General features: G+C 59.8%; 23 protein-coding genes, 1 tRNA gene and 1 pseudogene. 18 read left to right on the top strand and 7 right to left on the bottom strand.

The annotated features are described in order from the left end of the window. Positions 1-22: 22 nt before the first annotated feature. Both H8B14_RS03925 and H8B14_RS03920 read left to right on the top strand, forming a co-directional pair. Positions 23-910, top strand: a complete 888-nt coding sequence (locus tag H8B14_RS03925) for a DNA/RNA non-specific endonuclease (RefSeq protein ID WP_187314271.1) — start codon at positions 23-25, stop codon at positions 908-910. Between the two features lie 345 nt (positions 911-1255). Next, a complete protein-coding gene (locus H8B14_RS03920; RefSeq protein ID WP_187314270.1) occupies positions 1256-2998 on the top strand; it encodes a lysophospholipid acyltransferase family protein in 1743 nt (580 codons plus the stop codon). A 212-nt stretch (positions 2999-3210) separates the two neighbouring features. On the opposite strand, the gene H8B14_RS03915 is transcribed toward H8B14_RS03920, so the two are convergent. Next, positions 3211-3735 carry a DUF4468 domain-containing protein gene (locus tag H8B14_RS03915; RefSeq protein ID WP_261989902.1) on the bottom strand — a complete coding sequence of 175 codons (525 nt, stop codon included), beginning with the start codon at positions 3733-3735 and terminating at the stop codon, positions 3211-3213. Between the two features lie 1039 nt (positions 3736-4774). Between H8B14_RS03915 and H8B14_RS03910 the strand changes: the two genes are divergently transcribed. The 12 genes from H8B14_RS03910 (at position 4775) to H8B14_RS03855 (ending at position 18245) form a co-directional block, all read left to right on the top strand. After that, the gene (locus tag H8B14_RS03910) at positions 4775-5638 is read left to right on the top strand and encodes a dihydroorotate dehydrogenase (RefSeq protein WP_187314268.1); all 864 of its coding nucleotides are present in this window, start codon (positions 4775-4777) and stop codon (positions 5636-5638) included. Continuing rightward, positions 5626-6387: an orotidine-5'-phosphate decarboxylase gene (pyrF, locus tag H8B14_RS03905; RefSeq protein ID WP_187314267.1), complete on the top strand. Its 762-nt coding sequence runs from the start codon at positions 5626-5628 to the stop codon at positions 6385-6387. The genes H8B14_RS03910 and pyrF overlap by 13 nt, the downstream gene beginning before the upstream one ends. A 4-nt stretch (positions 6388-6391) precedes the next feature. Next, a complete protein-coding gene (locus tag H8B14_RS03900; protein WP_187314266.1) occupies positions 6392-6631 on the top strand; it encodes a hypothetical protein in 240 nt (79 codons plus the stop codon). Positions 6632-6717: 86 nt separating this feature from the next. Next, entirely contained in the window at positions 6718-7338 is a 621-nt protein-coding gene (gene pyrE / locus H8B14_RS03895) for an orotate phosphoribosyltransferase (protein WP_187314265.1), read from the top strand. Positions 7339-7464: 126 nt separating this feature from the next. Beyond that, positions 7465-10491: a phosphoribosylformylglycinamidine synthase subunit PurL gene (locus H8B14_RS03890; protein ID WP_187314264.1), complete on the top strand. Its 3027-nt coding sequence runs from the start codon at positions 7465-7467 to the stop codon at positions 10489-10491. Positions 10492-10493: 2 nt separating this feature from the next. Beyond that, the gene (locus H8B14_RS03885) at positions 10494-11987 is read left to right on the top strand and encodes a phosphoribosylformylglycinamidine synthase subunit PurQ (RefSeq protein WP_187314263.1); all 1494 of its coding nucleotides are present in this window, start codon (positions 10494-10496) and stop codon (positions 11985-11987) included. 84 nt (positions 11988-12071) lie between these two features. Further along, positions 12072-13001, top strand: a complete 930-nt coding sequence (locus tag H8B14_RS03880) for a phosphoribosylaminoimidazolesuccinocarboxamide synthase (RefSeq protein WP_187314262.1) — start codon at positions 12072-12074, stop codon at positions 12999-13001. A gap of 1 nt (position 13002) precedes the next feature. Further along, complete coding sequence (locus H8B14_RS03875) at positions 13003-13386, top strand: nuclear transport factor 2 family protein (RefSeq protein ID WP_187314261.1); 384 nt, start codon at positions 13003-13005, stop codon at positions 13384-13386. A 66-nt stretch (positions 13387-13452) separates the two neighbouring features. Continuing rightward, a complete protein-coding gene (purD, locus tag H8B14_RS03870; RefSeq protein ID WP_222840531.1) occupies positions 13453-14736 on the top strand; it encodes a phosphoribosylamine--glycine ligase in 1284 nt (427 codons plus the stop codon). Next, entirely contained in the window at positions 14720-15361 is a 642-nt protein-coding gene (purN, locus tag H8B14_RS03865) for a phosphoribosylglycinamide formyltransferase (protein WP_261989862.1), read from the top strand. Before purD ends, purN begins: the two co-directional genes overlap by 17 nt. Positions 15362-15481: 120 nt before the next feature. Further along, positions 15482-16990, top strand: coding sequence for an amidophosphoribosyltransferase (gene purF / locus H8B14_RS03860; protein WP_187314259.1), 1509 nt, complete (start codon positions 15482-15484; stop codon positions 16988-16990). 136 nt (positions 16991-17126) lie between these two features. Further along, positions 17127-18245, top strand: a complete 1119-nt coding sequence (locus H8B14_RS03855) for an AIR synthase-related protein (protein WP_187314258.1) — start codon at positions 17127-17129, stop codon at positions 18243-18245. A gap of 142 nt (positions 18246-18387) precedes the next feature. On the opposite strand, the gene H8B14_RS03850 is transcribed toward H8B14_RS03855, so the two are convergent. Continuing rightward, positions 18388-18603: a heavy-metal-associated domain-containing protein gene (locus tag H8B14_RS03850; protein WP_187314257.1), complete on the bottom strand. Its 216-nt coding sequence runs from the start codon at positions 18601-18603 to the stop codon at positions 18388-18390. A gap of 165 nt (positions 18604-18768) precedes the next feature. Between H8B14_RS03850 and H8B14_RS21400 the strand changes: the two are divergent. Then, positions 18769-18894, top strand: a pseudogene (locus H8B14_RS21400) (DUF4240 domain-containing protein); the annotation flags it as partial. A gap of 52 nt (positions 18895-18946) precedes the next feature. After that, a complete protein-coding gene (locus tag H8B14_RS03840; protein ID WP_187314256.1) occupies positions 18947-19303 on the top strand; it encodes a DUF4240 domain-containing protein in 357 nt (118 codons plus the stop codon). Positions 19304-19418: 115 nt separating this feature from the next. On the opposite strand, the gene H8B14_RS03835 is transcribed toward H8B14_RS03840, so the two are convergent. Next, positions 19419-20906: a nicotinate phosphoribosyltransferase gene (locus H8B14_RS03835; RefSeq protein ID WP_187314255.1), complete on the bottom strand. Its 1488-nt coding sequence runs from the start codon at positions 20904-20906 to the stop codon at positions 19419-19421. 56 nt (positions 20907-20962) lie between these two features. Here H8B14_RS03835 and H8B14_RS03830 point away from each other — a divergent pair, with 56 nt between their 5' ends. Further along, positions 20963-21649, top strand: a complete 687-nt coding sequence (locus H8B14_RS03830; protein WP_187314254.1) for a DUF1345 domain-containing protein — start codon at positions 20963-20965, stop codon at positions 21647-21649. On the opposite strand, the gene H8B14_RS03825 is transcribed toward H8B14_RS03830, so the two are convergent. Continuing rightward, positions 21642-21998 (bottom strand): STAS domain-containing protein, encoded by a 357-nt coding sequence (locus tag H8B14_RS03825; RefSeq protein WP_261989901.1) that lies wholly within the window; start codon positions 21996-21998, stop codon positions 21642-21644. The genes H8B14_RS03830 and H8B14_RS03825 overlap by 8 nt on opposite strands. A 452-nt stretch (positions 21999-22450) precedes the next feature. On the opposite strand from H8B14_RS03825, the gene H8B14_RS03820 reads away from it, so the two are divergent. Beyond that, a complete protein-coding gene (locus H8B14_RS03820; RefSeq protein WP_187314252.1) occupies positions 22451-23101 on the top strand; it encodes a response regulator transcription factor in 651 nt (216 codons plus the stop codon). A gap of 64 nt (positions 23102-23165) precedes the next feature. Here the strand turns inward: H8B14_RS03820 and H8B14_RS03815 are convergent, their stop codons facing one another. From H8B14_RS03815 to H8B14_RS03805, 3 genes are all read right to left on the bottom strand, one after another. Next, positions 23166-23513: a hypothetical protein gene (locus H8B14_RS03815; protein WP_187314251.1), complete on the bottom strand. Its 348-nt coding sequence runs from the start codon at positions 23511-23513 to the stop codon at positions 23166-23168. Between the two features lie 203 nt (positions 23514-23716). Continuing rightward, a tRNA-Arg gene (locus H8B14_RS03810) sits at positions 23717-23788 on the bottom strand. Positions 23789-23854: 66 nt separating this feature from the next. Beyond that, complete coding sequence (locus H8B14_RS03805) at positions 23855-25102, bottom strand: Pycsar system effector family protein (RefSeq protein ID WP_187314250.1); 1248 nt, start codon at positions 25100-25102, stop codon at positions 23855-23857. Between the last annotated feature and the right edge of the window lie 70 nt (positions 25103-25172).

Below are 25172 nucleotides of genomic sequence, written 5' to 3'. Positions count from 1 at the left end.
TCTTTTCTCCACACCCTGTTTTATGAAGCGTACTGGTATTCGTTTGCTCACATGGGGCACCCTGCTAACGTTGGCTGCCGCCTGTTCGAAAGAAGAGTTAGTTTCACCGCAAGCACCGACGGCCGTTCAGGCTTCTGCCGATGCCACTGCCACGCGTGACAGCCACTTAGCCATGGGCAACCCCAGCGGAGCCGTTACGGACGCCGCGCAATACTGGAACTACCTGCTCGTGAAACCCCAGTTTTCGATGTCGTATCACCGCGACCGGGGAGTGCCGAACTGGGTGAGCTGGCACCTGAGCAGCGCCTGGCTGGGCAGCACACCCCGCCAAGACAATTTTGCGGCCGACAACAGCCTGCCCAGCACTTGGTTCAAAGCTACCAGCAGCAGCTACACCGGCTCCGGCTTCGACCGTGGCCACAACTGCCCCAGCGCCGACCGTACGGGCTCGGTAGCCGACAACTCGGCTACTTTTCTGATGACCAATATGATGCCGCAGGCCGCTAACAACAACCAGCGCACCTGGGCCGGCCTCGAAAACTACTGCCGCACGCTGGTGGATGCCGGCAACGAGCTGTACATCATCTGCGGTAGCTACGGCACCGGTGGTACCGGCCTCAATGGCTATACCACTACCATTGCCGGCGGCAAGATTACGGTGCCTAACCGCTGCTGGAAAGTGGTAGTGGTGATGCCCAATGGCACGTCGGATGCCAGCCGGGTAACCACCAGCACCCGCGTTATTGCTATCAACACCCCCAACGATCAGTCAGTGGCTTCCACCTGGGGCTCATACCGCACCTCGGTAGATGCCATCGAGCAGGCTACCGGCTACAACCTGTTATCGGCCGTGAGCAGCACCGTGCAAGCTACTATCGAGTCCCGCGTCGATACCGGCCCGACCAACTAGTTAACCATCCGGTTTTGGATGTTTCGTACCCCGGCTAACAGGCGTTAGCCGGGGTATTTGCTTTCAGGACAAATTTTGAGCATCAGCGAGTTAGCCAGCATATTAACATTTCGTTATTCTGTGGATTAACCCAACATCACCCGCTTTCCTGCCGTACATTTGCAGTGAGTGAAGTAAGTGGAAAATGTGAAGGAGATGGAGAGCCGCGCTGCAACGCGGCTCTCTGCTTTTTACGGCTAGTTGGCAAGCTTAATAGTTTGATAATGCGAGAGTAACGGGCGGCTAATCTGCGTTTCGGAGGTTTGGGGGCTATGTCCTGGAGTGCCAGGCGCTACTTGGTTGGTCATGGAACTGCAGCCCCCGTTTTTCTCTTTTCCGCTTCCTGCACGCCGCTCGCACGAGTTTCTGCGCCCGGTGTGGGAGCAGCTGGCGCAACTGCGTAAGCTGCAGGAGCTATTTGCGCATAGCAGCCATTTGAGTGGGCTGGATTTTGTGGAGCAGCTGCTGCGCCACCTGAAGATCAATGTCAGCTATGATTCGGCCGAGCTGCGCCGGCTGCCGGCCACCGCCTTTGTTGCGGTTGCTAATCATCCGTGTGGCTTGCTCGATGGGTTGGTGCTGCTGCACGTGTTGGGGCAAGCCCGGCCTGAGTTGCGGGCAGTAGCCAGCGAGCTACTGGCGCCGCTGCTGCCGCAACTGGCCCGGCAGCTGGTGCTGGTTAGTGCAGAGCGGCAGGCGGCCGGCCGCAATGTGCCCGGCGTGCGCCAGTTGTTGCGCCATCTGCACAACGACGTGCCGTTGCTGCTGTTTCCGGCCGGTGAAGTGGCACACCGCTCTCCATGGTTCCGGCCAGCGCACGACTCTGCCTGGAACCCTACAGCCGGGCGGCTACTGGCGGCGGCACGCGTGCCAGTGGTGCCACTGTGGCTAAGCGGGCAGAACAGCGTTGCCTTCAGCCTATTGGGTTTGCTCCATCCTATGCTGCGTACGGTTCGGCTGCCGGCCGAACTGCTCAACAAGCGGGGGCAAACTATTCAGGTGCGTATCGGTCAGCCAGTAGCCGCTACCGAGCTTAGCCGCCTGCCCGTTGCCGAGCAATTGCCCTATCTGCGGGCTCGGGTGTATGCCTTAGGGGCCGACCCCGAACGGCGCTGGGCGACAATGCTGCCCCAGTTGCCGACACCACCCGTGCAGGCCGAAACGCCGCCTGCGCTGCTGGAAGCCGATATTGCTGCCCTGCGCCCCAGCCGCTGCCTGGTGCACCACGGCCGCTGGGAAGTGTATTTGGCAAAGAAGGCCGAGCTGCCCCATGTGCTTCAGGAAATAGGGCGGCTGCGGGAGCTAACGTTTCGGGGGGAAGGAGAAGGCACGCAGCAGCCCACTGACCTGGATCAGTATGATGACTACTACCGGCACTTGTTTTTGTATGACCGCGAAAAAAGACAAGTGGTAGGTGCTTACCGCCTGGGGTTAGGCCGCGCTATCCTGCGGCAGCATGGCCGGCGGGGTTTCTATCTACACTCTTTATTCCGACTGAAGAAGGAGCTTGTGCCGGTGCTACGGCAATCCTTGGAGCTGGGCCGGGCATTCGTGCGCGCCGAGTATCAGCGGCAGCCGTTGCCGTTGGCACTGCTCTGGAAGGGCATTGCCGAGTATCTTGCCACCCATCCCGAATATCAGTATTTGATGGGGCCCGTCAGCATCAGCAACCGGTTTTCCATGATGTCCAAGGCCGTGATGGTGGAATATCTGCAGCGGCACTTTTTTGATGCGGAGTTGGCAGCGCACGTGCGCCCCCGAAAGCAGTTTCGTTACCGTGCCCTTCACAACGATGCCGCTGCCCCCTCACTGCTTCAGGCCGGCGTAGAAGGTGTGCAACACCTGCAACAGCTTATTTGTGGACTGGAGCCCGGCGGCAATGGTGTGCCGGTGTTACTGCGGCAGTACCTCAAGCAGAACGCCCGGCTGCTTGGCTTCAACCTCGACCCCGGTTTCAGCAATACCCTGGATGGGCTGCTGCTGCTCGATGCCCGCGCCTTGCCCGCACGCACCCACCGGCTGCTTGGCCGCTATGGCCGGCATACATAGGAAAATGGCAGGATATAGCCGGCTGCTTTCTTGGTTAGATAATCAGGTGCGCTACCGGAAAAGTATAAAAATGGCTGCCTTGCCACGGTTTCGCCATCAATGAAACCATGGCAAGGCAGCCACATAAGTGAGTGGTAGCAACCTAAGGGCGGGCACTGCCAGCATAACTTGCACTACGCCTGCCTACCACAGACAACCGCATTTCTGCGGTGCTATTCCACTGCGCCCTCGGCGGGCCGGCTGTTCATAAACGAGCGGAACGACATGGCAATTTCACTGGCCAGAGAGTTGGCCTGCGCCGTCACACGACGGTCATTGTGAGTACGGTCGTTGGTGCGCTCGGTGGCTAATTGCGCCACAAAATCGTCGAAGGGGACCGTGTCATTGGGCTTGCCGGCGTCGGGTACCACCTGGAAGCCGCCTACACTGTAATCGTAGCCAGTGGGTAGCGCATGGAAAATAAACTCGAAGCGCACGGGCCGCTCTTTCAACTGGCCAGATGGGGTGGTCGTTTTCACCAGCGCTGTGCCTTCCACCCGCATTTCGCCTTTGGCAGAATCTGTGCGCGTTACAGCTTTGGGAACGTAGGTAAAGTGGTTTTCCACCCAATCAGTGGCCCGTTTATACAAAACCGCTTTGTTTGAACTGTCATCCGGAACCCGCTCACTGTATCCTACCTGGCCGTCTTGTGCTTGCGCGTTTTGGCTTATTCCCAGTAAGCTGCCCAAGACAAACATGAGTACCAATTTTTTCATGAAGTAGTTTGTAGATAAAGTGACGGATGCTGCAAAAATACAACTTGTCTTCCAGATTGAAGTACGTAATTATGATTGTGGTTTTGTTAAGAACACAACAAGTGAAGTGGAATAACTACTCCAACTGAACATTGTGTATGGACAGGAAACCATAATTGAAGATCACGTAGAAATCTATAACAACAGAAAGCTTGCTCGAAAATATGACAATTCCCATCTTGTCGTCTTGGTTGAGATGCTAAGCGCTGACCCTTCTATTACGTTGATTGGCTGTTCTACGCCATGTGCATGTTTATAGTGGTTTTATTGGTGATATATGAAAAGTGCTGATAGTCAGAAAAATAAATAGGAGTGCAGGTCATTATTTTCTAGCGTCAGAGCGGTGCAAACCCAAAACCATAGAGTAGTTATCGGAAAATTATTTTGCAGTTCTGTTTGGTGGCGATAAAGTGCACTGGTACTTTTGTGACGTGCTTCAACTAAATCAATACCACTTGCTGAAGCGCGGGGCCGAGCGAAACGCTGTCCTGCGAGATGACCGGAAGGTCGTTGTCCCTGCTGACTCTTTCGTTTTTATTGGCTTTGCTACTTTCACCGCTTCGGTTTTCGAAGCGGTTTTTTTGTGCCCGGCCGGCTTAGCTAGGCTCAGGCAAAGCAACTCCCATCTTAACATTTTCTAATTTTTCACTCCATAGCTGGTTTCCACTATGAACGACCCCACCACGCTCACTCAGCAAATGGTTGCCGCCGCTCTTGTTGCCACCAGCAACGTGAATCCGAGCACGGACTCTAGGTGCACGGCCAGACTTCATTAATACAAACCCGGCAAAACCTGGCTCCGGAGGCCGGGTAGGGGTGGCTCGACCAACGGGGTGATAGAAGATCAGAGGGGATTCTGGCGCAAGTCGGCCCGTGGTTGACCACCCCGTTTCGGGCGGTATGTTTTGTTTGAACCCAGTCCTGACGAACAGCAGGAGCGTTTCTCTTGCCAACCGATGGATTTTTCTATTTTCCAGAACCTATGCAACTCGGACAACTCACGCTACGGAACCCCGTGTGCCTCGCGGCGGCCTCATGGCAGCTGGATGGAACGGGCTACGAGCGTCTGGGGGCTATTTTCACCCGCACCGTCACGATGGAGCCCAAGCCCGGACTCTACGAAGAAGGCATCTGGCAGGTGAACGAGCAAACCCTGCTCAATGCCACCAACATGCGCACCGAAAGCGCCGAAATTCTGGTGCAGGAGCACTTGCCCAATCTGCGGCGCTACGGCGTGCCGGTATTCGTGAGCATCACGGCCCCTGGCATTCCCGGCTTCCGCAAGATTGCGCGCTTCCTGGCCCGCGAAGCTGGCAGCCTGATTGCCGGCGTAGAAGTCTACATTGCCCAGCCTGATACCGGAAAGGGGGAAGAACTCAGCGCCCGATTTGTCCGCGAAGCCACCCAGGCCGTGCGCAATGAGCTGAGCCCCGAGGCCGCCGTCATTGTGAAGCTGCCGCCGTGGCCCGAACATATCCGGGGCTTGGCGCTGGGGGCACAGGAAGGCGGAGCCACCGCCCTAGCCGCTACCAACCTGCTTAAAGCCCTCCACCTGCCCGACGATGCTACAGCTGCTCCGTTGGCCGGTGGCCTTTCCGGCGAAGCACTGCGGCCGGTGGCCCTGCGCTGCGTCTGGGAACTGGCCCACGATGAGCGGATTACCCTGCCTATCTTCGGGACGGGCGGAGTATTCACGGCCAGCCACGTGACGGATTACCTGCGCTGCGGCGCGTCTGCCGTGCAGATTGCAAGTGGGGAGTGGCTGGAACCCGGCCTCACGGCCCGCCTAGCTGCCGAGTGCGCCCATCTTCACCCTGAAACCGTTTCCTCCGAATGGAAAAGCTAATTCAACGAGTTCAGCACGCTAATTCACTGCTTTGCGTGGGCCTCGACCCCGTGGGCGACGATGCCCAGGTGACCCGCCGGTTGGCCGAGGTGATTGACCAGACCAGCGAATACGCCGCTGCCTTCAAACCCAACCTGGCTTTCTTCCTGAGCCGGGAAAACGGGGTGCAGCTACTGCGCGACACCGTGCAGCGCGTGCCGGATGGTATTCCGGTGATTCTGGACGGGAAGTTCGGCGACATTGCCAACACCGCCGACCACTACGCCCGCTTCGCCTACGACATCATCGGGGCCGACGGCGTGACGGTGAACCCTTATATGGGCGACGACGCCATTGTGCCCTTCGCCCGGCCCGGCAAGCTGGTGTTTGCGCTGGCCAAAACCTCCAATAAGCCTACCCACTCCCTGCAGGACGTGGCCCTCACCCGCGGCGGCTCCCTGGCCGATTGTGCCGCCCGCGTGGCCCGCCAGCTTGATGAGCAGCACGGCGGCATTGGGCTGGTGGTAGGTGCTACCAACCCCAAGGCCGTGGCCCGCCTGCGCGCCCTCTGCCCCGACCAATGGTTCCTAGTGCCTGGCGTAGGCGCCCAGGGCGGCGACCTGGCCGCCACGCTACGCGCCGGCCTGCGCCCCGATGGCACCGGCCTGCTCATCAACACCTCCCGCGCCCTCTGGCAGGCTGAAGATGCCGCCGCTGCCGCCCGGGAGCTGGTGGCGCAAATGAATCAGCTGCGGCCTGTAGTAGCCTAGTTATATGCAGTTCAAGCTAGGCGACATTGTGATGTTGGATGATGAGCCCGGCGTAGTGGTGGGGCTAAGCGGTCAACTCCTCGGTGACGAAGAAGTGCCGGAAGAACACATTGCAGTTTGGTTTGGGGGTAACAATCCCAAACGATGGGACTCAGGGTATGAGCAGGTAAAAGGTAGAATAGAAGTTTGGACTGTTCCTGCAGCATACTTTAAGCTCGGTCCAACACCTATTGTCAGTCATTAATCGGATTCTTCTGTTGACTGAGAATAGCTATTAAGAGTTGATTGAACCTACACACTCGCATCTAAAACAAGCTACGTAATACAGTAATGTCGCTTTCTTCCCCCCACACCACCTTCACCCCCGAAACCCTGGAGCAGCAGCTGTTGCAGGAAGATGCGCTGCTGCGCGGGCACTTCCGGCTGTCGTCGGGCCTGCACTCCGATACTTATGTGCAGTGCGCCCGGTTTCTGCGCCGGCCCGACTTGGCTGCCCCGGCCGCGGCCGAGCTGGCCCGCCGGATTCAGGAGGCCGGGTTGCAGCCCGATGTGGTAGTGGGCCCGGCCATGGGCGGCGTGGTGATTGGCTACGAGCTGGCCCGGCAACTGGGCGTGCCCGGCATTTTCACGGAGCGCGACGACACGGGCCAGATGACGCTGCGGCGCGGCTTTACCATCGAGCCCGGCCAGAAAATTATCATTGCCGAGGACGTGGTGACTACCGGCAAGAGCACCAACGAGGTAGCGCGGGTACTGACGAGCCTGGGCGCAAAAGTTTTGGCCGTGGCCAGTTTAATTGACCGCACCAGTGGGAAAGCTGACCTTTCTTTTCCGAACTTTGCCCTGCTGCCGGTCACGGCGGCTACCTACGCACCCGATGAGTGCCCGCTGTGCCGGGCAAACATTCCGGTGGTAAAACCGGGCAGTCGGCCCGATAAAGCGTTTTCTTAAACCTACCGACGGCGGCAACCGGCCCCGCGGCAAGGCATTTTCGGCGTACCCCGGGCGGGTATGCTTCCTCACGATGGCAATTTCGCCAGGCGTGGGAAACCCGAAAAATAGACAAACCTCCCTCTTTTGGAATCTCCCCAAAGAACCATCCAGCTGCTGCTTAAGCCCGGCCAACACGACGGCGAGGGCCAGCGCGTAGCCGAAGCGGCCCACCGCCACCTCGGCCTGCACACCGGCCACGTGCAAAGCACCGCCCTCTACACGGTGCGCTACCCCCTCACCGACCAGCAGCTGCGCGACTTCGCCACCCACTGCCTCCAGGACCCGGTGCTGCATGAGGTAGCCTTCGACGAGTTTCGCCACAACGCCCACTACCAGAGCTACATCCTCGTTGCCAAGCTGCCCGGCGTCACCGACGACGAAGGTATTTCGGCCCAGAACGCCCTCGGCGACTTCCTCAACGAGCCGCTCGACACCCATACCCAGCACATCTTCTCGAAACGGCTTTACTTCCTGGAAGAAGCCCTGCCCGAAAGTAGTCTGCGCCAGCTCGCGCAGGAGCTGCTGGGCAACAAGCTCATCAACCGCTTCGAAGTCGGCCCCATTGCCCAGATCCGCGACTACACGCCGCGGCCGGGCGGTGGGGCCGAATCTGTTACGGAGACAGTAGGGCTGGTGGGCCTCTCGGATGAGGAGCTGCAGAAGCTGTCGAAAGACAACCTCTACGCCCTGAACCTGGAGGAAATGCGCGCCGTGCGCGACCATTACACCAGCATCCGGGAAGAGCGCCAGGCTGCCGGCCTGCCCCAGGATCCGACGGACTGCGAGCTGGAAATCATTGCCCAGACGTGGTCGGAGCACTGCAAGCACAAGGAGTTTTCAGCCCTGATCAAGTACCGGGACGCCGATACGGGCGAGAAGTTCGAAGTGGATTCCCTGTTCAAAACCTACATCAAGGACGCCACCGCCGAAGTAGACCGTCAGCTGCGCGCCAACGGCAACGACTGGCTGATTAAGGTGTTCTCAGATAACGCCGGGGCCGTGCGCATCAACCCCGAGTCGCTGTTCGTCTGGAAGGTGGAGACGCACAACTCGCCCTCGGCCATCGACCCTTACGGCGGGGCCATTACGGGCATTCTGGGCAACAACCGCGACCCGCTGGCAACTGGCATCGGGGGGGCGCGGCTCTTGTTCAACACCAACGTGCTGTGCTTTGGCAACCCCGAGTTCAATGGGACTTTGCTGAGCAACCAGCTGCACCCGCGCCGCATTTTTGAGGGCGTGCGCAAGGGCATCGAGGACGGCGGCAACAAGTCGGGCGTGCCCACCGTGAACGGCAGCATCGTGTTTGATGACCGGTACGCCGGCAAGCCGCTGGTGTACTGCGGCACCGGCGCCGTGATGCCCATGCAGCTGGCCGGCCTCGATTCGTGGGAGAAGAACATCGACCCGCAGGACCGCATCATCATGGCCGGCGGCCGGGTGGGCAAAGATGGCATCCATGGCGCGACGTTCAGCAGCATTGAGCTGGACGAAACCTCGCCCGCCACGGCCGTGCAGATTGGCTCGCCCATCACCCAGAAGCTGGCCATGGATTTCCTGCTGCTGGCCACGCGCCGCGGCCTCATCAAGTGCAGCACCGACAACGGCGCGGGCGGCTTGTCGTCGAGCATTGGCGAGCTGGCGACCATCAGCGGCGGGGCCGTGGTGGAGCTGGAGCGCGTGCCGCTGAAGTACCCCGGTCTGCGGCCCTGGGAAATCTTTGTGTCGGAGTCGCAGGAGCGGTTTTCGCTGGCCGTGGAGCCCGCCAAGCTGGACGAGCTGCTGGCCCTGGGCCGGGAAATGGAAGTGGAGCTGACCGACATCGGCTACTTCACCGCCGACGGCTACCTCGATGTGCGCTTCGCCGGTGAGCCGGTGGCCCACCTGGACATGCACTTCCTGCACGACGGCGTGCCGCGCAAAGTGCTGGAAGCCGAGTGGCGCAAGCCCACGGCGCAGGAGCCCGCGCTGGCTCCTGCCACCGACTACACCGACGCCCTGACCCGCCTGCTGAGCAGCCTCAACATCTGCTCCCGCGAGTCGGTGATTCGGCAGTACGACCACGAGGTGAAAGGCCGTACCATCATTAAGCCCCTCATGGGCGCTACCGGCCAGGCCCCGCAGGATGCGGCCGTGGTGCGCTTCAACTTCGAGAGCTGGGAAGGTGTGGCCGTGAGCAACGGCATTCTGCCCCGCTTCGGTGATTTGGACGCCTACCACATGTCGGCCGGCGCGTTTGATGAGGCCGTGCGCCAGATTGTGGCCGTGGGCGGCAAGCTGCCCAACCTCAGCTACGGCGACGGCAACTTCTGGTCCGTGAACGACAACTTCTGCGTGCCCGACTCGGTGTACGATGCCGTAGGCAACCCCGATGGCAAGCACAAGCTGGCCAAGCTGGTGCGCATGTGCCAGGCCCTGCGCGACGCCACGGCGGCCTACTGCATCCCGCTCACCTCGGGCAAGGACTCGATGAAAAACGACTTCAAAGCCGACGGCGTGAAGATTTCGGTGCCGCCCACGGTGCTATACTCCATGACGGCCAAGCTGGACGACGTGCGCCGCACCATCACCTCCGACTTCAAGCAGGCCGACGACGTGGTGTACCTGCTGGGCGAAACCTACGACGAGCTGGGCGGCTCGGAGTTCTACCAGCTTTTCGGTGAGCTGGGCGCCAACGTGCCCCAGGTTCGCTTCGAGCAGGCCAAAGCCCTCTATGTCCTGATGGGGGAGGCCAACGACCAGGGCCTGATTCAGAGCTGCCACGACCTGTCGGATGGCGGGCTGGCGGTGGCCCTGGCTGAGGCCACGTTTGGCCACGGCTTTGGGGCCGAGGTGGAGCTGCCGGAAGGCTTGCCGGTGCACGTGCAGCTGTTTTCGGAGTCTCACTCCCGCTTTGTGGCCACGGTGGCCCCCGAGGATGTGGTGGCCTTCGAGCAGCACTTTGGCAGCCGCGCCACGCGCCTGGGCCGCGTTACGCCAAACGGGCAGCTGACGGTGCGGCAGGCGGGTAACACCGTCATTTCGGCCAGCACGGCGGCCCTGCGCCACGAGTGGACCAACGGTCCGGTAAACCGCATTATCGGCTTCGGCCACCCCGAAACCGCGCATTAATCATGGAACAGACTCCCCAACTGCCGGACCAGCACACGCCCCCGCGCCCCCAGCACGACGACCCCGGCCACGAAGTGGTAACTCGGGAAGGCGAAATCGTGCTGCCCGGCTTCAAAAGCGTAGACCCCGGCCACGAATCCACCGAGCCCCTGAAAACCAAGGAAGAACAGCCAACTGACAACCGACAACTGGCAACTGACAACTCAAAAGTTCGGGCGCTTATCCTGACCGGTTTTGGCATCAACTGCGAGGAAGAATTTGCCGCCGCCTACCGACTGGTAGGGGCCGAGGCCACCATCGTGCATCTGAACCAGGTGCTGCACGGTCACGTGAGCATCCACGACTTCGATATCCTGAACTTCCCCGGCGGCTTCTCCTTCGGCGACGACCTGGGCTCGGGCGTGGTGCTGGCCAACAAGCTGCGCTACCGCCGCAACGCCGAGGGCCGCACGCTGCTTGACGACATCAAGGAATTTGTGGCCGGCGGCAAGCACGTGCTGGGCATCTGCAACGGCTTCCAGGTGCTGGTGAAGCTGGGCCTGCTACCCGACCTGAGCGGCACCGTAACGCCCGAAGTAACCCTCACGCACAACGCCTCGGGCCGCTACGAGGACCGCTGGGTGAAGCTGACCGTTAACCCCCGCGCCACTACGCCCTTCCTGAAGGGCCTCACGACGCTGGAAGTACCCGTGCGTCACGGCGAAGGCCGCCTCATCATCCAGGACGAGGCCACTCGCGCCGCCATTGAGGCCCGCGGCCTGAACTGCCTCACCTACGCCGACTTCGACGGGGCCCCCACCGACGTGTACCCCTTCAACCCCAACGGTGCCGACCTTAACTGCGCCGGCCTGACCGATACCACCGGCCGCGTGTTCGGCCTGATGCCCCACCCCGAAGCCTTCCTCTCGCTCTACAACCACCCCGACTGGGCCCGCCGCAAGCGCGCTACCCCCGGCCTGAGTGAGGAGGGCGACGGGATATGGCTGTTCCGCAACATTGTGGAGCACGTGGCGTCGTTGCCTCACCCCCCGGCCCCCTCTCCAGGGGGAGAGGGGGAGCTTGGCGTTGAGCAAGCAAGTACAGATGAGCAGCAGGAAGGCGGGAATAGGCCACGACTGACGGCAGACAAGACTCTGTGGTACGAACGTCTGAAGCCGTTTAGCGGACAGATGCGCCGCGAGCCTACTCCGGCCGAAGATGTGTTATGGCAGGCTCTGCGTAACCGGCAGCTGGACGATGCTAAGTTCCGTCGGCAGCACGCCATTGGTAAGTTTATTGTGGATTTCATCTGCACCCAGCACAACCTGATTGTGGAAGTGGATGGTGAGGTACACGATGAAGCGGGGCAAGCCGAGTACGACTCGGGCCGCACCTATGAGCTGGAAGGGGTAGGCTATTACGTGCTTCGTTTCACCAATGGACAGGTACTGCACCAACTGCCTACCGTGCTGCAAAAAATAAGTGCTGCTCTATTCCAACACTCTGTAAAGAATTAAGGACGCCTGGCACCCCCTCTCCCCCTGGAGAGGGGGCCGGGGGGTGAGGCACTTCGCCCGCACGACCTGATAAACTCACGCTGCATGAACACCCTCAACCACTTCGAAACGCCCCAACTCGAACTCCTGCACCGTGGCAAGGTTCGTGACTCGTTCCGCGCCCCGTCGGGGGAGCGGCTGATTGTGGTAACTGACCGGCTGTCGGCCTTCGACTCGGTGCTGGAAACGCCCGTGGCGCACAAAGGGGCCGTACTCAACGGGCTGGCGGCTTTCTGGTTCGACAAAACCCGGCACATCATCCCCAACCACGTCATCAGCCTGCCCGACCCCAACGTTACGCTGGCCCAAGAGGCCGAGCCCATCCGGGTGGAGATGGTGGTGCGCAACTACCTCACCGGCTCCATGTGGCGAGGCTACCAGCAGGGCCAGCGCAGCTTTTCGGGCGTATCGGTGCCCGATGGCCTGACCAAGCACCAGAAGTTTCCCGAGCCCATCGTAACGCCTACCACCAAGGAAGAATCGGACCGGGAGATTACGCCCGAGAACCTGGTGGCCGAAGGCTGGGTGACGGCCGAGCTGTACGAGCAGATGCGGGTGAAGGCGCTGGAGTTGTTCAATTTTGCCTCCCAGTGGATGGCTGAGCGCGGCATCATTCTGGTGGATACCAAGTATGAGTTCGGGCTGCGCAACGGGGAGTTGCTGCTGATTGACGAAATCCACACGCCCGATTCGTCGCGCTTCTGGAGCGCCGACAACTACGCCCGCAACCCCGAGGCCGCCGAGCAGATGGACAAGGAGTACGTGCGCCAGTGGCTGATTGCCCACAAGCAGGACGGCCAGTACCCCCGCGCCCTCACGCCCGAAGTTTCGGCCGAGGCCACCCGCCGCTACCTCGACATCTACGAGCGTATCACCGGCGCCCCGCTGCCCGCTGCATCTTCTAACGACAACGATATGCAGGCCCGCATGGTGAGCAACCTGGTGCGCGCTGGTATCATTCAAGACGCCAAGTAGCATGGAACCCTCGCAGGCAAAAAAGCTGGTAACCGACTACATCGAAGCGTACAACGCCTTTGACGTAGCTGGCATGCTGCGCCATTTGCACGAGGAGGTAGTATTTCGCAATATTTCCGGCGGGGAAGTTAACCTGACCACCACTGGCAAGGAGAGCTTCCGCCAGCAGGCTGAGCAAGCCAAATCGTATTTTTCGCAGCGCGAGCAGCGTATTACCGATTGGCAGTTCGCCGACAACAGCGCTGAAGTACGCATTGACTACTCGGCCGTGGCGGCCGTAGATTTCCCCAACGGCCTGAAAGCGGGCGACGCGCTGCAACTGCAGGGTAGGTCGGTGTTTCAGTTTGCGGAGGACCGGATTGTTTCCATTGACGATATCAGTTAGAACGACTCTGCACACCTCTGCGAAAACCTTTGCGCCCTCTGCGGGAACCAACACTAGAACGACACCGTGACGAATCCAACACCCATAGTACTCCTCGGCGGCGGGGCCCGTGAACACGCCATGGCGTGGAAGCTGACCCGTGACGGCGCCACCGTGCACGTGCTGCCCGGCAATGCCGGCATTCCGAACAGTCAACCTGACATTAGCGCCACCGATTTTCCGGCCATCAAAGCCTTCTGCGAAGCGCAGGGCGTGAAACTGATAGTAGTAGGGCCCGAGGCTCCTTTGGCGGCGGGCGTCACGGATTTCTTTAAGGGTTCCGATATCCGCGTGTTTGGGCCGGGGCGGGCGGGGGCTACGTTGGAAAGCTCCAAGGTGTGGAGCAAGGATTTCATGCGCCGCCACGGGGTAGCCACGGCCTTGTCCTGGCAGTTCCGCAGCGACAAGATGGACGCCGCCCGCGCCAAAGCTGCTGAGCTGAACGGCGACGTGGTAGTGAAGTTCGACGGGCTGGCAGCCGGCAAAGGTGTCTACGTGTGCTCCTCGGTGGAAGAGGCCCACGCCGCCCTCGACGATTTAGCCCGCCTGCACAGCGGTTGGTTCAGCTTCCTGCTCGAAGAAAAGCTCACCGGCCCCGAAATCAGCATCATCGGCATCACCGATGGTAACCGCATCCGCCTGCTCAGCCCCTCCCAGGACCACAAGCAGTTGCTGGCCGGCGACCAGGGCCCCAACACCGGCGGCATGGGCGCCTATTGCCCCGTGCCCTTCTGTGACGACAACGTGCTGGCCGCCATTCGCACCGACATTGTAGACCCTACCCTGCGCGGCCTGCAAAATGAGCAGTTCGATTTAAACGGCTTCCTGTACTTCGGCATCATGCTCACGCCCCAAGGCCCCAAGCTACTCGAGTACAACACCCGCCTCGGCGACCCCGAAGCCGAAGTGCTGCTGCCCGGCCTGGAAAGTAGCCTGCTGGAGCTGATTGAAGCCACCCTCGACGGCAAGCTGCAGCAAACCGTGGTGCGCCAGCGGCGCGGCTACTACGTGGGCGTGGTACTGGCCTCGGGCGGCTACCCCGCCGCCAGTTTCCCCACCGGCCTCCCCATTACCGGCCTCGACCAGCTGCACCCCAGCATCCTGGCTTTCCACGGGGCCACCAAGCGCACCGAAACCGGCGAGCTGGTGACCAACGGCGGCCGGGTGCTGGTGCTGGTGGGCCACGGCGAGGAGCTGGAGGACGCCGTGCAGCACGTGTACCGCGAAGCAGAAAAAGTGAATTTCCAGGATGTGTACATCCGCACCGACATCGGCCAGCGGCCGGAACCGACTCTTGCAGGCAACTGGTAACCATAGCACCCGCAAAGCGCGCCTGGCCATTCTGCTGTCGGGCCGGGGCTCCAACATGGTGGCCCTGGTAAACGCCGTGCAACACGGTGTGCTGCAGGAGCTGGCCGAAGTAGCCGTGGTGTTCAGTAACGTGCCCGACGCGCCCGGGCTGACCACGGCCGCCGCGCTGGGTTGCCCCACCGCCAGCCGCAGCAGCCAGGGCCGCAAGCGGGCCGAGTTTGATGCCGAAGTAGTAGAAGTGCTGCAACAGTATCAGCCCGATTACGTGGTGCTGGCTGGTTACATGCGTATTCTGTCGCCCACGTTCATCCGCGCATTTGCGGGCCGCATCGTCAACATTCATCCCGCCGATACGCACCAGCACCAAGGCCTGCACGCCTACGAGTGGGCCTTCGACAACCGCCTGCCCGAAACCAAAATCACGGTGCATCTGGTGGACGAAGGCCTCGACACCGGACCTATTCTGGCCCAGCATGCTGTTGACTTACGCGGGGCCGACACCCTAGCCGAAGTAGAGCGCCGCGGCCTAGCCGTGGAGCACCGCATGTACGCCGAAACGCTGGCTGAACTCATCAACCAAGAACGTCCTGCTGAGCGAAGCCGAAGCATCTCTACCTCTGGCTAATCATATAGCGTTGCAACGAAGCGGTAGAGATGCTTCGGCTTCGCTCAGCATGACGTGCTATAGTACCACCCACCACCCACAGCGGCCCGGTAACGAGCAACTGGCAACTGACAACCCAACATGTGCGGAATAGTAGGTTTTTACGGTCCTGATGACGTTGCGCACGATATTGTGTTCGGCCTCACCGCGCTTCAGCACCGCGGCCAGGACGCGGCCGGCATTGCCACCTTCGACGAGAACTTCCACCTCTGCAAGGGCAACGGCCTCATCTCCGACGTGTTCAAGCCCAAGCAGCTCAAGAAGCTGAAGGGCAACATCGGCATCGGGCACGCGCGCTACACCACCCAGGGTTCCGGTGATGCCGAGCTGGCGCAGCCGTTTACCACCAGCTACCCGTTTGGGCTGTCGATGGTGCACAACGGCAACGTCATCAACTTCCGCTCGGCCGCCAAGCGCCTGCATGAGAAGTACCACGTGCTGCCCAAAACCAGCAATGACCTGGAGCTCATCATGTACACCTTCGCCTCGGAGCTGCGCCTGAAAAACCTCGACAACATCTCGGTTATCGACATTTTCGACGCCGTGGAGACGACGCAGGAGTTGGTGAAAGGGGCCTACGCCACCATCACCATCATTGCCGGCCACGGCCTGCTGGCCTTCAACGATCCGCTGGGTATCCGGCCATTGGTGCTGGGCCGCCGCGAAACGGAGCGCGGCCCGGTGTACGCCTTCGCCTCGGAAAGCACCTGCTTTGATTACCTGGGTTTCGAGTTCGTGGAAAACGTAGGCCCCGGCCAGGCGGTGTTCATCGACAAGGATTTCAAGGTGCACCACAAAAACCAGCAGGAGCAGCCCAAAAACTTCTGCGTGTTCGAGCACATCTACTTCGCCCGCGAAGACTCCACCATCCACGGCCGCCTGGTGGCCCGGGAACGGGTGCGCTTGGGCAAGATGCTGGCCAAGAAGGTGATTGAGTCGGGGATTCAGCCGGATATGGTGATTGACGTGCCCTCGTCAGGCTACTTCTCAGCCTCTGGTTTGGCCGAAGCTATTGGGGTGCCCTACCGCCGCGCCATGGTGAAGAATAACCACATGGGCCGCTCCTTTATCGTGAGCAGCCAGGCCGGCCGCGAGGACATCGTGAAGAAAAAGCTGAACCCCATCCGCGAGTTTGTGGAGGGTAAGAAGGTGGCCGTGGTGGACGACAGCATCGTGCGCGGCACTACTTCCCGGCGCATCGTGCGCATCCTGCGCGAGGCCGGGGCCGCCGAGGTATACTTCATCAGCAGCGCCCCGCCCATCATTTCGCCCTGCATTTACGGCATCGACATGGCCATGAGCACCGAGCTGATTGCGGCCAACTACACCGAGGAAGAAATCTGCCGCTACATCGAGGCTGACAAGGTGATTTACCAATCGGTGGAGGATTTGCAGGAACTGTTTTCTGAGGAGAAAGGCCACGGTGGCAGTTGCTTCGCCTGCTTCACCGGCCACTACCCCACCGGCGACGTGACCAAGTACCTGCGCCACATTCAGGAGGAGCGCCAGAGCCACCGGGGCGACAAGAAAAAGGACGAGCCCGCGCCCACCTCCGTCAGCGCCAAAGCCCCCGCGCCAACGGAACATTAACCTAACCGCCTGTCATCCTGAGCGGAGCGAAGGACCTTATCACGCCTGAGTCACTATCGAACAACTCGTTCCAGTATGATAAGGTCCTTCGCTCCGCTCAGGATGACAGACCTATTCCCTGATTCGCCCCTTTGCCATGAGCCAGACTTCCGCCGATACCAACCTCAAAGCCACCGCCGGCTACTCCATCGAAGAAGGCAACGCCGCCTCCAAAAACGCTTACCACTGGGCCCAGAAAACCTTCTCGACCCGTGCGGGCAAGCCCGGCGAGCCGGCCCAGGACCTGGCGGGCGGCTTCTCCAACGAAATCCGGTTCGGGGCCGAGCGGCTGGGCATCGGCTCCGATGGCATCGGGACCAAGATTGAGGTGGCTGAACGCTTGGACCGTTACGACACGCTGGGCTACGACCTGATTGCCATGGTAGCCGATGACCTGGTGGTGGCCGGCTTCGTGCCCACCAACCTCTCCAACATCATTGACGTGAACACCCTCAACTATGAGGTGGTAGATGAGCTGATGCGCGGCCTGCACGACGCGGCCCAGTTCAGCCAGATTGCCGTAACGGGCGGCGAAATTGCCGAGCTGGGCAACCGCATCGGGGGCTACCCCGGCGCCAAGATGAACTTCAACTGGTGCTCCACGGCCGTGGGCGTGCTGCACCCGAGCCTGGAGCGCCCCCTGAGTGGGGCTAACGTGCGCGCCGGGCAGGCCGTGGTGGCGCTCCGCTCGCCCTCGTTCCGCTCCAACGGCTACTCCCTGGCCCGCCGCGCCCTTACCAAAGCTTTCGGCGAGAAGTGGCACAACGCTCCTTACACCGGCACCGATGCCGCCGAAATAGGCCAGACCTGGGGCGAGGTGATGCTGGCCCCTTCGCTGATTTTCTCGCCGGGCGTGGCGGCAGTGCTCGATGCCGGCCTGCCGCTGCATGCGGCGGCGCACATCACCGGCGGCGGCATTGCCGACAACTTCCGGCGCGTGCTCAAAAACGGGGTAGGGGCCGTGCTCGATAACCTGTTTGCGCCCCTGCCTGCCATGCAGCAGCTGGCCGAGCTGGCCGGCATCACCCCCCAGGAAGCGTACCTCTACTGGAACATGGGCAACGGCATGCTCCTCGTGACGGAGCCCGAGCAAGCCGAAGCCGTGGCCGAAACCCTGCGTGCCCGTGGCTACCAGGCCCAGGTAGCCGGCCGCATCACCCCGGAAACTGACGTGGTGCTGCGGGTGGGCGCCGGCGAGCTGCGCTACCAGGCATAGCCTTCACATAAGAGAAAAAAAGCCCGTCATGCTGAGCTTGCCGAAGCATCTCTACCGCAGTGCTAATTAAGAAAGTTAGCCAGAGGTAGAGATGCTTCGGCAAGCTCAGCATGACGGGCTATATGGGGTACTGTCCCGCGTGCTACGCCGCCAACGGCTCGATATCAAACCCGGCCTGCGCAACAGCTTTCATCACCTGTTCCGGGATGACGTTTTCGCCTTCCACGGTGAGAATCTTGGCGGGATTATTTGTGTCCACGCTCCACTTCTGCACGGTGGGCTCGGCGTCGAGGAAGGGTGTGACAGCGCGCAGGCAGTTGCCGCAGTTGATGCTGGTTTTGAATTTCAGGGTAGGCATGAGGTGGAATGTGTTTAGGCTACCAGGAGTTGGGAGCAGGTGAGGCTGTAACACGGCGTCAGGGGCAAAAGTAGCAGGAGCGGCAGAACACAGTAGTACACACGTTGGCTGACGGAGTGTAGAGTTTTGTCGTATTTCGCGGCTCAGGCTATATTCTTCCTTATCATGAATAAGACAACCTTCTGGCAGCTACTGGAAGCGGCTAAAACAAGTGCCCACGGCGACCAGCAGCTGCAGGAGCAGGCGTTGGTCAGCAGCCTGGCAGAGTTGGAGCCGGATCAGATTGTTGATTTTGAGTGCATTCTGCGCGAGTGTCTGCTGGAAGCCGACCATTTTCAACATCATGGCGGCGCAGAAGGTTATCGACGGCTACGTGTCAGACGACCCGTATCTGTATTTCCGGTGCTGGCTGATAGGGCAGGGAGAGGCTGTATTCACCAACACCTTCCAGCACCCGAATACCCTAGCGGCAGTTATTGAAGAACCGTATCGGGATTTCGAAGAATTGTTGTACGTGGCTACTACTGCTTTCGAGCAGTGTACGGGCAAAACCGAGGAGGACGACACCTTCCCCCGGCAAGTAGCCGCCGCCCGCGGCCTCAGCTATGATTTCGGCTCCGAAACAAAAGGAGAAGACTGGACCGAAAACCAGCTGCCCAAGATGCTGCCTAAGCTGTGGGAGAAGTTTGGATTGGCGTAAATCCCATGCAGCCTAGTCGAGTGTAGAGACGTGACACTTCGCGTCTCCCCATTGAACGGTCTGGAACCGCGCAGTAAATAACATCTGCAACGACGAGACGCAAAGTGTCGAGCCCCTACGCCGGCCGCACCGGCCGCTTCTCCAGTATCAACTTCGTTCGGAACGTGTTCAACGACTCTTCCAGCCCCACCGGATACACATGCGGGTTGAGGAAGCGGCGGATGCTGGGGTCGAGGCTGAGCACTTCCCGCTGGGCGCGGGCGCGGCTTTCCTGGAGTGTAGGTAGCGTATGCACCAGCTCGCCGCGGCGGAAAATGGGCTCCAGCAGCTCCCGGAACGGGGCATCGGGGCGCACGGCGCGGCGGCGGGTGGCATCCAGTGGGTCCACAAGCGTCAAGGCTGCGGGCAGCGGTTCGGCGGTGTTGTAGAGCATATCGGCGCGGGGCTGGCCTTTATCGGTTTCGTAGCGGCGCACCTGCAGGATGCCGGGAATGCTGGTTTTGGCCAGCTGCTCGGAGAGCTTGATGGTGAAGTCCCAGCCCGAATCGTCGGGTTTGCGCAGGGCGGCCAGCTTGTACACGCCCCCCAGCGCCGGTTGGTCGTAGGCCGTGACCAGCTGCGTACCGATGCCCCAGGTGTCGATTTTGGCGCCCTGCTGCTTGAGGCTGGTGATGAGGTTTTCCTCCAGGTCGTTGCTGGCCACGATGCGCACGTTCTCGAACCCGGCCTCATTCAGCAATGCGCGGGCCTCGCGGCTGAGGTAGGCCAAGTCGCCGGAATCGAGGCGGATGCCGCCCAGCTCGTGGCCGTGGGCGCGCATCTCGCGGGCCACCTTAATGGCGTGGCGCACGCCTTCCAGCGTGTCGTAGGTGTCCACCAGAAATACGGAGTCGTCGGGGAAGGCCTTGGCGTAGGCCGTGAAGGCAGTTCCCTCGTCTTTGAAAGCCATAACCCAGCTGTGGGCGTGAGTGCCCTTCACCGGAATGCCGAAGCGCTGCCCGGCCAGCACGTTGCTGGTAGCATCGGCCCCGCCAAGGTAGGCGGCGCGGCTGGCACTCAGGCCGCCATCTACGCCCTGGGCCCGGCGCAACCCAAATTCCAGCACCATATCGGAGCCGGCAGCCTCCCGGATGCGGGACGCTTTGGTAGCAATCAGGGTTTGGAAATTGACGAGCGTAAGCAGGGCCGTTTCTACTAGCTGGGCCTGTAGCAAGGGCCCCTGCACCCGAATCAATGGCTCGTTGCCGAACACCACGGTGCCCTCCGCAACAGCATCCACGTCGCAGGTAAACTTCAGCTCCCGCAAATACTGCAAAAACTCCGACGGGAACATGGCCGCGCCCTTGCTGCTTTTCAGACCACCCAGATAAGCCAAGTCGTCCTCCGAAAACCGCAGGTTCTGCAGATAGTCGACGGCGTAGGCCAGGCCCGCTGCCACAGCGTAGCCCCCGCCAAACGGAGCCTTGCGAAAATACAAGTGAAACACAGCCTCCCGATCCTGCAAACCCTGCTGCCAGTAGCCGTAGGCCATGGTAACCTGGTAGAGGTCGGTGAGCAAACTCAGAGAAGGCGCGTATAGGCCGGAAAGCGGAGCTGAATTCATGTGAGCAACAGTTGAGATGCCGTAGCTTACGCAGAATATTCCAATCTGTCGGTGCTATGGCCTATTCTGCTCCCCGTTTCGGCCAACTTGTGTTTCAGCGTCTGGAGTTGCTGCCAGCCTGGAAACGGCTGTCTACCGGGCTGTTGCCGGCAGCGTTGCTCTACGCCGGTACCCCTGCCGACTGGCCACGTATGATGCGCCTATTTCTGGCCTGGGACGCGTTTGCCCTCTGTACCCTGCTGCTTACCTGGGGCATCATGCTGACCGCCGAGGTAAGCCATATTCGCCGCGTAGCTACCCGCGAAGATCCGGGGCGGGTGCTGTCGTTTGTGGTGGTGCTGGTAGCGTGCAGTGCCAGTATGCTGGCGGTGGTGGAACTGCTGGCCTCGGTGCGGCAGGGGCCGGGACCGTTGCAGCTGGCTCAGGTGCTGATGGGCGTGGTGGGTGTGCTCACGGCGTGGCTACTGGTACACACGCTCTTCACGCTGCGCTACGCCCATTTGTATTACGATAACACCAACCGGCAGGAAGGCGGACTGGCCTTTCCCGGCGACGAAAAGGAGCCCGATTACCTGGATTTTGCCTATTTCTCGTTTGTGGTGGGGATGACTGCCCAAACTGCCGATGTCAGTATCACGGACCGCAGCATTCGGCGGCTGGCGCTGCTGCACGGCGTGCTTTCCTTCGGGCTCAATACTGCCGTAGTAGCCCTGACCATCAGCGGGCTGGCAAGTGTTATATAGCCTGGCGGGGCTGCGAGCGGCAGTACATGGCGGCTTCCAGCAAAGTAGCCACTACGGGAGGGCGCTGCGCCCACGGCAGCATCTGCAGCATGGCGGCAACATTATCCGTCAGGTGGCACAGCACCAGTGAAAGCCGCCGACTCTGAAACCGCAGGTAATAGTCGCTCAGCAACCGGAGCGCTGCCGTCGGAAAGCTGGCTAATGCGCTACAGTCAAGCCAGACGCTGGTTTTTCCGCTGGAGGCTGCCCGGTTTAGCGCCTGTTGCAGGCTTGGTAAATCATCGGAGGTAGCAGAGCCACTGAGAATCAGCAGATAGCTGTCTGGTAAAATTTCCCGGTACACGTTCATCACATCTCAACCACTTTAACGGGTGCTGCCGCGTGCAAAGCGCCCAACATTCAGATCAAACCGTGGGCAGGCCGTTATAGAACCTGTTGTACTGATACAGGCCCTGCAATGACAAGTGCGCACGATGCTACTTGATATTGTAAAAGTATTACCTAGAAAGCGGTTGTGAAAGAGTTAAATACGGATTTTATAGGAATTATTTGATGCGTATTTCCCACAGATGCACCGTATGAGTACGTAAAGCGGTAGGGAATTCCGAAAAGCTGTGTCTCGCCACTCCACAATTCCGTAAACAGTTAAGTATCACCGTGGGGCTGCTTCGGTAATTTTATTGCTCGGAGCAGATGTGTTTGCTTTTTTGATTGTGTAATAAATTGACAATTAGGTGATTCGAATGATGGTTAGTGGTTTCGGCTACTGCTTTCACACAGACCTGTGTATTTCCTGCCGCCATGATTCGAGTGTTGCTGACCGACGACCATAAAATTCTGCGCAACGGAATCAGGGCGCTACTTAGTTTGCAGCCTGATCTGGATGTAGTAGGCGAAGCCGGCAACGGACAGCAGCTTTTGGAGCTGCTGGAATCCACCCCGGCTGATGTTGTGCTAATCGACATCAATATGCCCGTGATGGATGGATTCACGACTATGGGGCATCTACGGGAAAAGTATCCCAACCTGCGCGTGCTGGTACTTTCTATGCTCGACCACGAAAACCATGTGTACCGCATGCTGGAGGCCGGCGCTCATGGCTATGTGCTTAAAAATGCCGACATCACCGAAATATCCCATGCTATCAGGACGGTGGCTGCCGGCCGCCCATTTCTCTGTACCGAATTGGGCCTGGATATGCTCAACAAACTGGTGCGCACTACGGTGCCGCCAGCAGGCAACCGCATGACGCCGGGGGATTTATCGAAACGGGAACTAGAGGTATTGCACCTGATTGCGGAGGGCCTTACCAACGCCGAAATTGCCGATCGGCTTTTTACCAGCAAGCGGACCATCGAAACGCACCGGCAGAACATCATCGAAAAAACGCAAACCAAGAATACCGCAGCCCTAATCAAATTTGCGGTTTCCAATGGCCTGCTTCCTCAGTAGCCACACAGCAGCCGAACAATAGTTTGACGCTTGGTAAGGCCGTCTTGCGTTTTTCCAACGCAGCCTAAGCTGGTATTTCACCAATCAGGACTTCGCGGGGCATTGTGCCGGCAGCGTATTCCAGCTTGTGGCACATATGTGCTACCGCCGACCAAAAGGACTCCAGTGCAGTGGGCAGGCATGGGCCGGTGTGCTCGTAGTTGACGTATTGTGTCGGGGCTGGCTGGCAACTGGCCACCCACTGCGAGGCCTCCTGTTCCGTAACGCTCTCCGGAACTCCCCACCACAGCAAGCGGTAGCCTTCAGTCTGCAGTAGTTCGTTGTGTTTGAAGTACAGCGGTACGCCGTCGGATACGGCATACAGATAAACCTGCCGGTCTGGGCCGGAAGTTGATAAGAGCAAGGATTCCATCGAGCGGAACTACTAAAAGGTACTAGGCAAAAGGTGTATAAGCAGGGTACTCGGAGCGCAGAACTATACGTAAATATCTGGAATAATGGGTTGCTTGTTGCAATATGGTCGTCAATAATTCCTATTTTCTGATAATAATTCAGGGTATGCTACAGGTGCAAACAAAAACTCCTTCCTGCACTTTGTGCAGAAAGGAGTTGGAGTAGCCGCGACGGGAATCGAACCCATATCAAGCGTTTAGGAAACGCCTATTCTATCCGTTGAACTACGCAGCCGTAGCGCAAAGGTAGGAACTGATGGGTTGATGTACCCGCAAAGTGGCGGTATACCCAGTAGTTCGGCTACATCTTGTACAGAAGCGCAATGCCAAACGAGAGAGCCGTCAGGATCAGGCCAACCATGAAAATGGTGTAGCTGATGCGAAGCAGGCGGTATTTGCGCGTCAGTACGTCGCCGAGATAATAAATGTCGGTGACCATATTGGTGTAAAGCGCATCCTTTTTGCCCATCAACTCGGTCATGCCGCTCTGGAAGTCGTCGAGGCTGAGTTTGCTGAAATTGCCGAAGAACAGCAGGTTCACACGGCGGTTGGTGGCAATCTGCGGACTTTTCTTGAGCCATTTAAAACTCGTGACATCGGGCTGCGCGCACAGAATAGCCGATACCACCGAGCCCAGCGCCGTAGCCAGCAGCAGCCCGATAGGAATGGTCAGCACCGGGTTGTTCATGATGGTCGGGCTCAGCACCCCGGACTTGGTACCGGCCTTAGCCCCCAGGTACGTAATAATCACCGACAGCAGCACGGCATTGAGGCTAATCATCATATTGGCCTTCTTATCGGCCATGTCTGAGAGCTTCATGTGGTTGCTGTACATAGTTCGGAACATCGTTTCGATGCCCCGCTTGGGCTCCGCAAACGTGCCGTTTTCTTCTTCGTCTCTTTTCTTTTTCTTCTTCTCGGTTTTCTTCAGCAGGTCGCGCTGCTCTTTGAGGTTGGCCTTGAATTGCTCTCCGTAGCGGCTTTTAGCTACATCGGTGTGGAACTTGGCCGCATGCAAATAGTCCAGCTGCGACTCGGCCCACTCGGTGCTGGAGTAGGTTTTGCCTAGTGTGGTTTCCCACTCGGCCCGCAGCAGCTCGGCGTTGGCAAAAAAGTCTTCGCGCCCCATTCCGCTCATGTCGGCATCGGCCAATAGCTGCTGTAGCTCGGTTTCGGCGGGCTCATTGCGGTGGGTGGTCCGGATCAGGTCCTGCACCAGCGCAATACGCTCGGGGGCGTACTGCTGCTGGGTCAGCCAGTCTTTGGCCAGCTCCATGCTGCGGTACTCGTGGCCATCATACACTTCTGTGTAGCCCGCGTCGTGAAACCAGGCAGCCAGTAGCAAGGTTTCCTGATCGGGCGCACTAAGGCCCGTATCTTCGCCGAGCTTACGTGCTTCCTTCACCACGGCCACCGTATGGTCCAGCGAATGGTATACCAGTTGTTTGGGCAGCTTCTCTTCGAAAAGCTGCGTGATATAGGCCTTGGCCTGTTTCAGAAGTTCTGACTTTTCAGCCTTGGCAGGCCGGAGCGTTTCCGTGGGTTCCATGGAAGAGAAAAGGGGGTGCAACAGGGACGGATTCCGCCTCCCAACCGCCTTTCAACGCGAATCGGCCGGT

Origin of the sequence: Hymenobacter puniceus (assembly GCF_014333525.1) — a bacterium.
Lineage (GTDB): Bacteria > Bacteroidota > Bacteroidia > Cytophagales > Hymenobacteraceae > Hymenobacter.
This window is presented reverse-complemented; position numbering and strand designations above follow the sequence as displayed.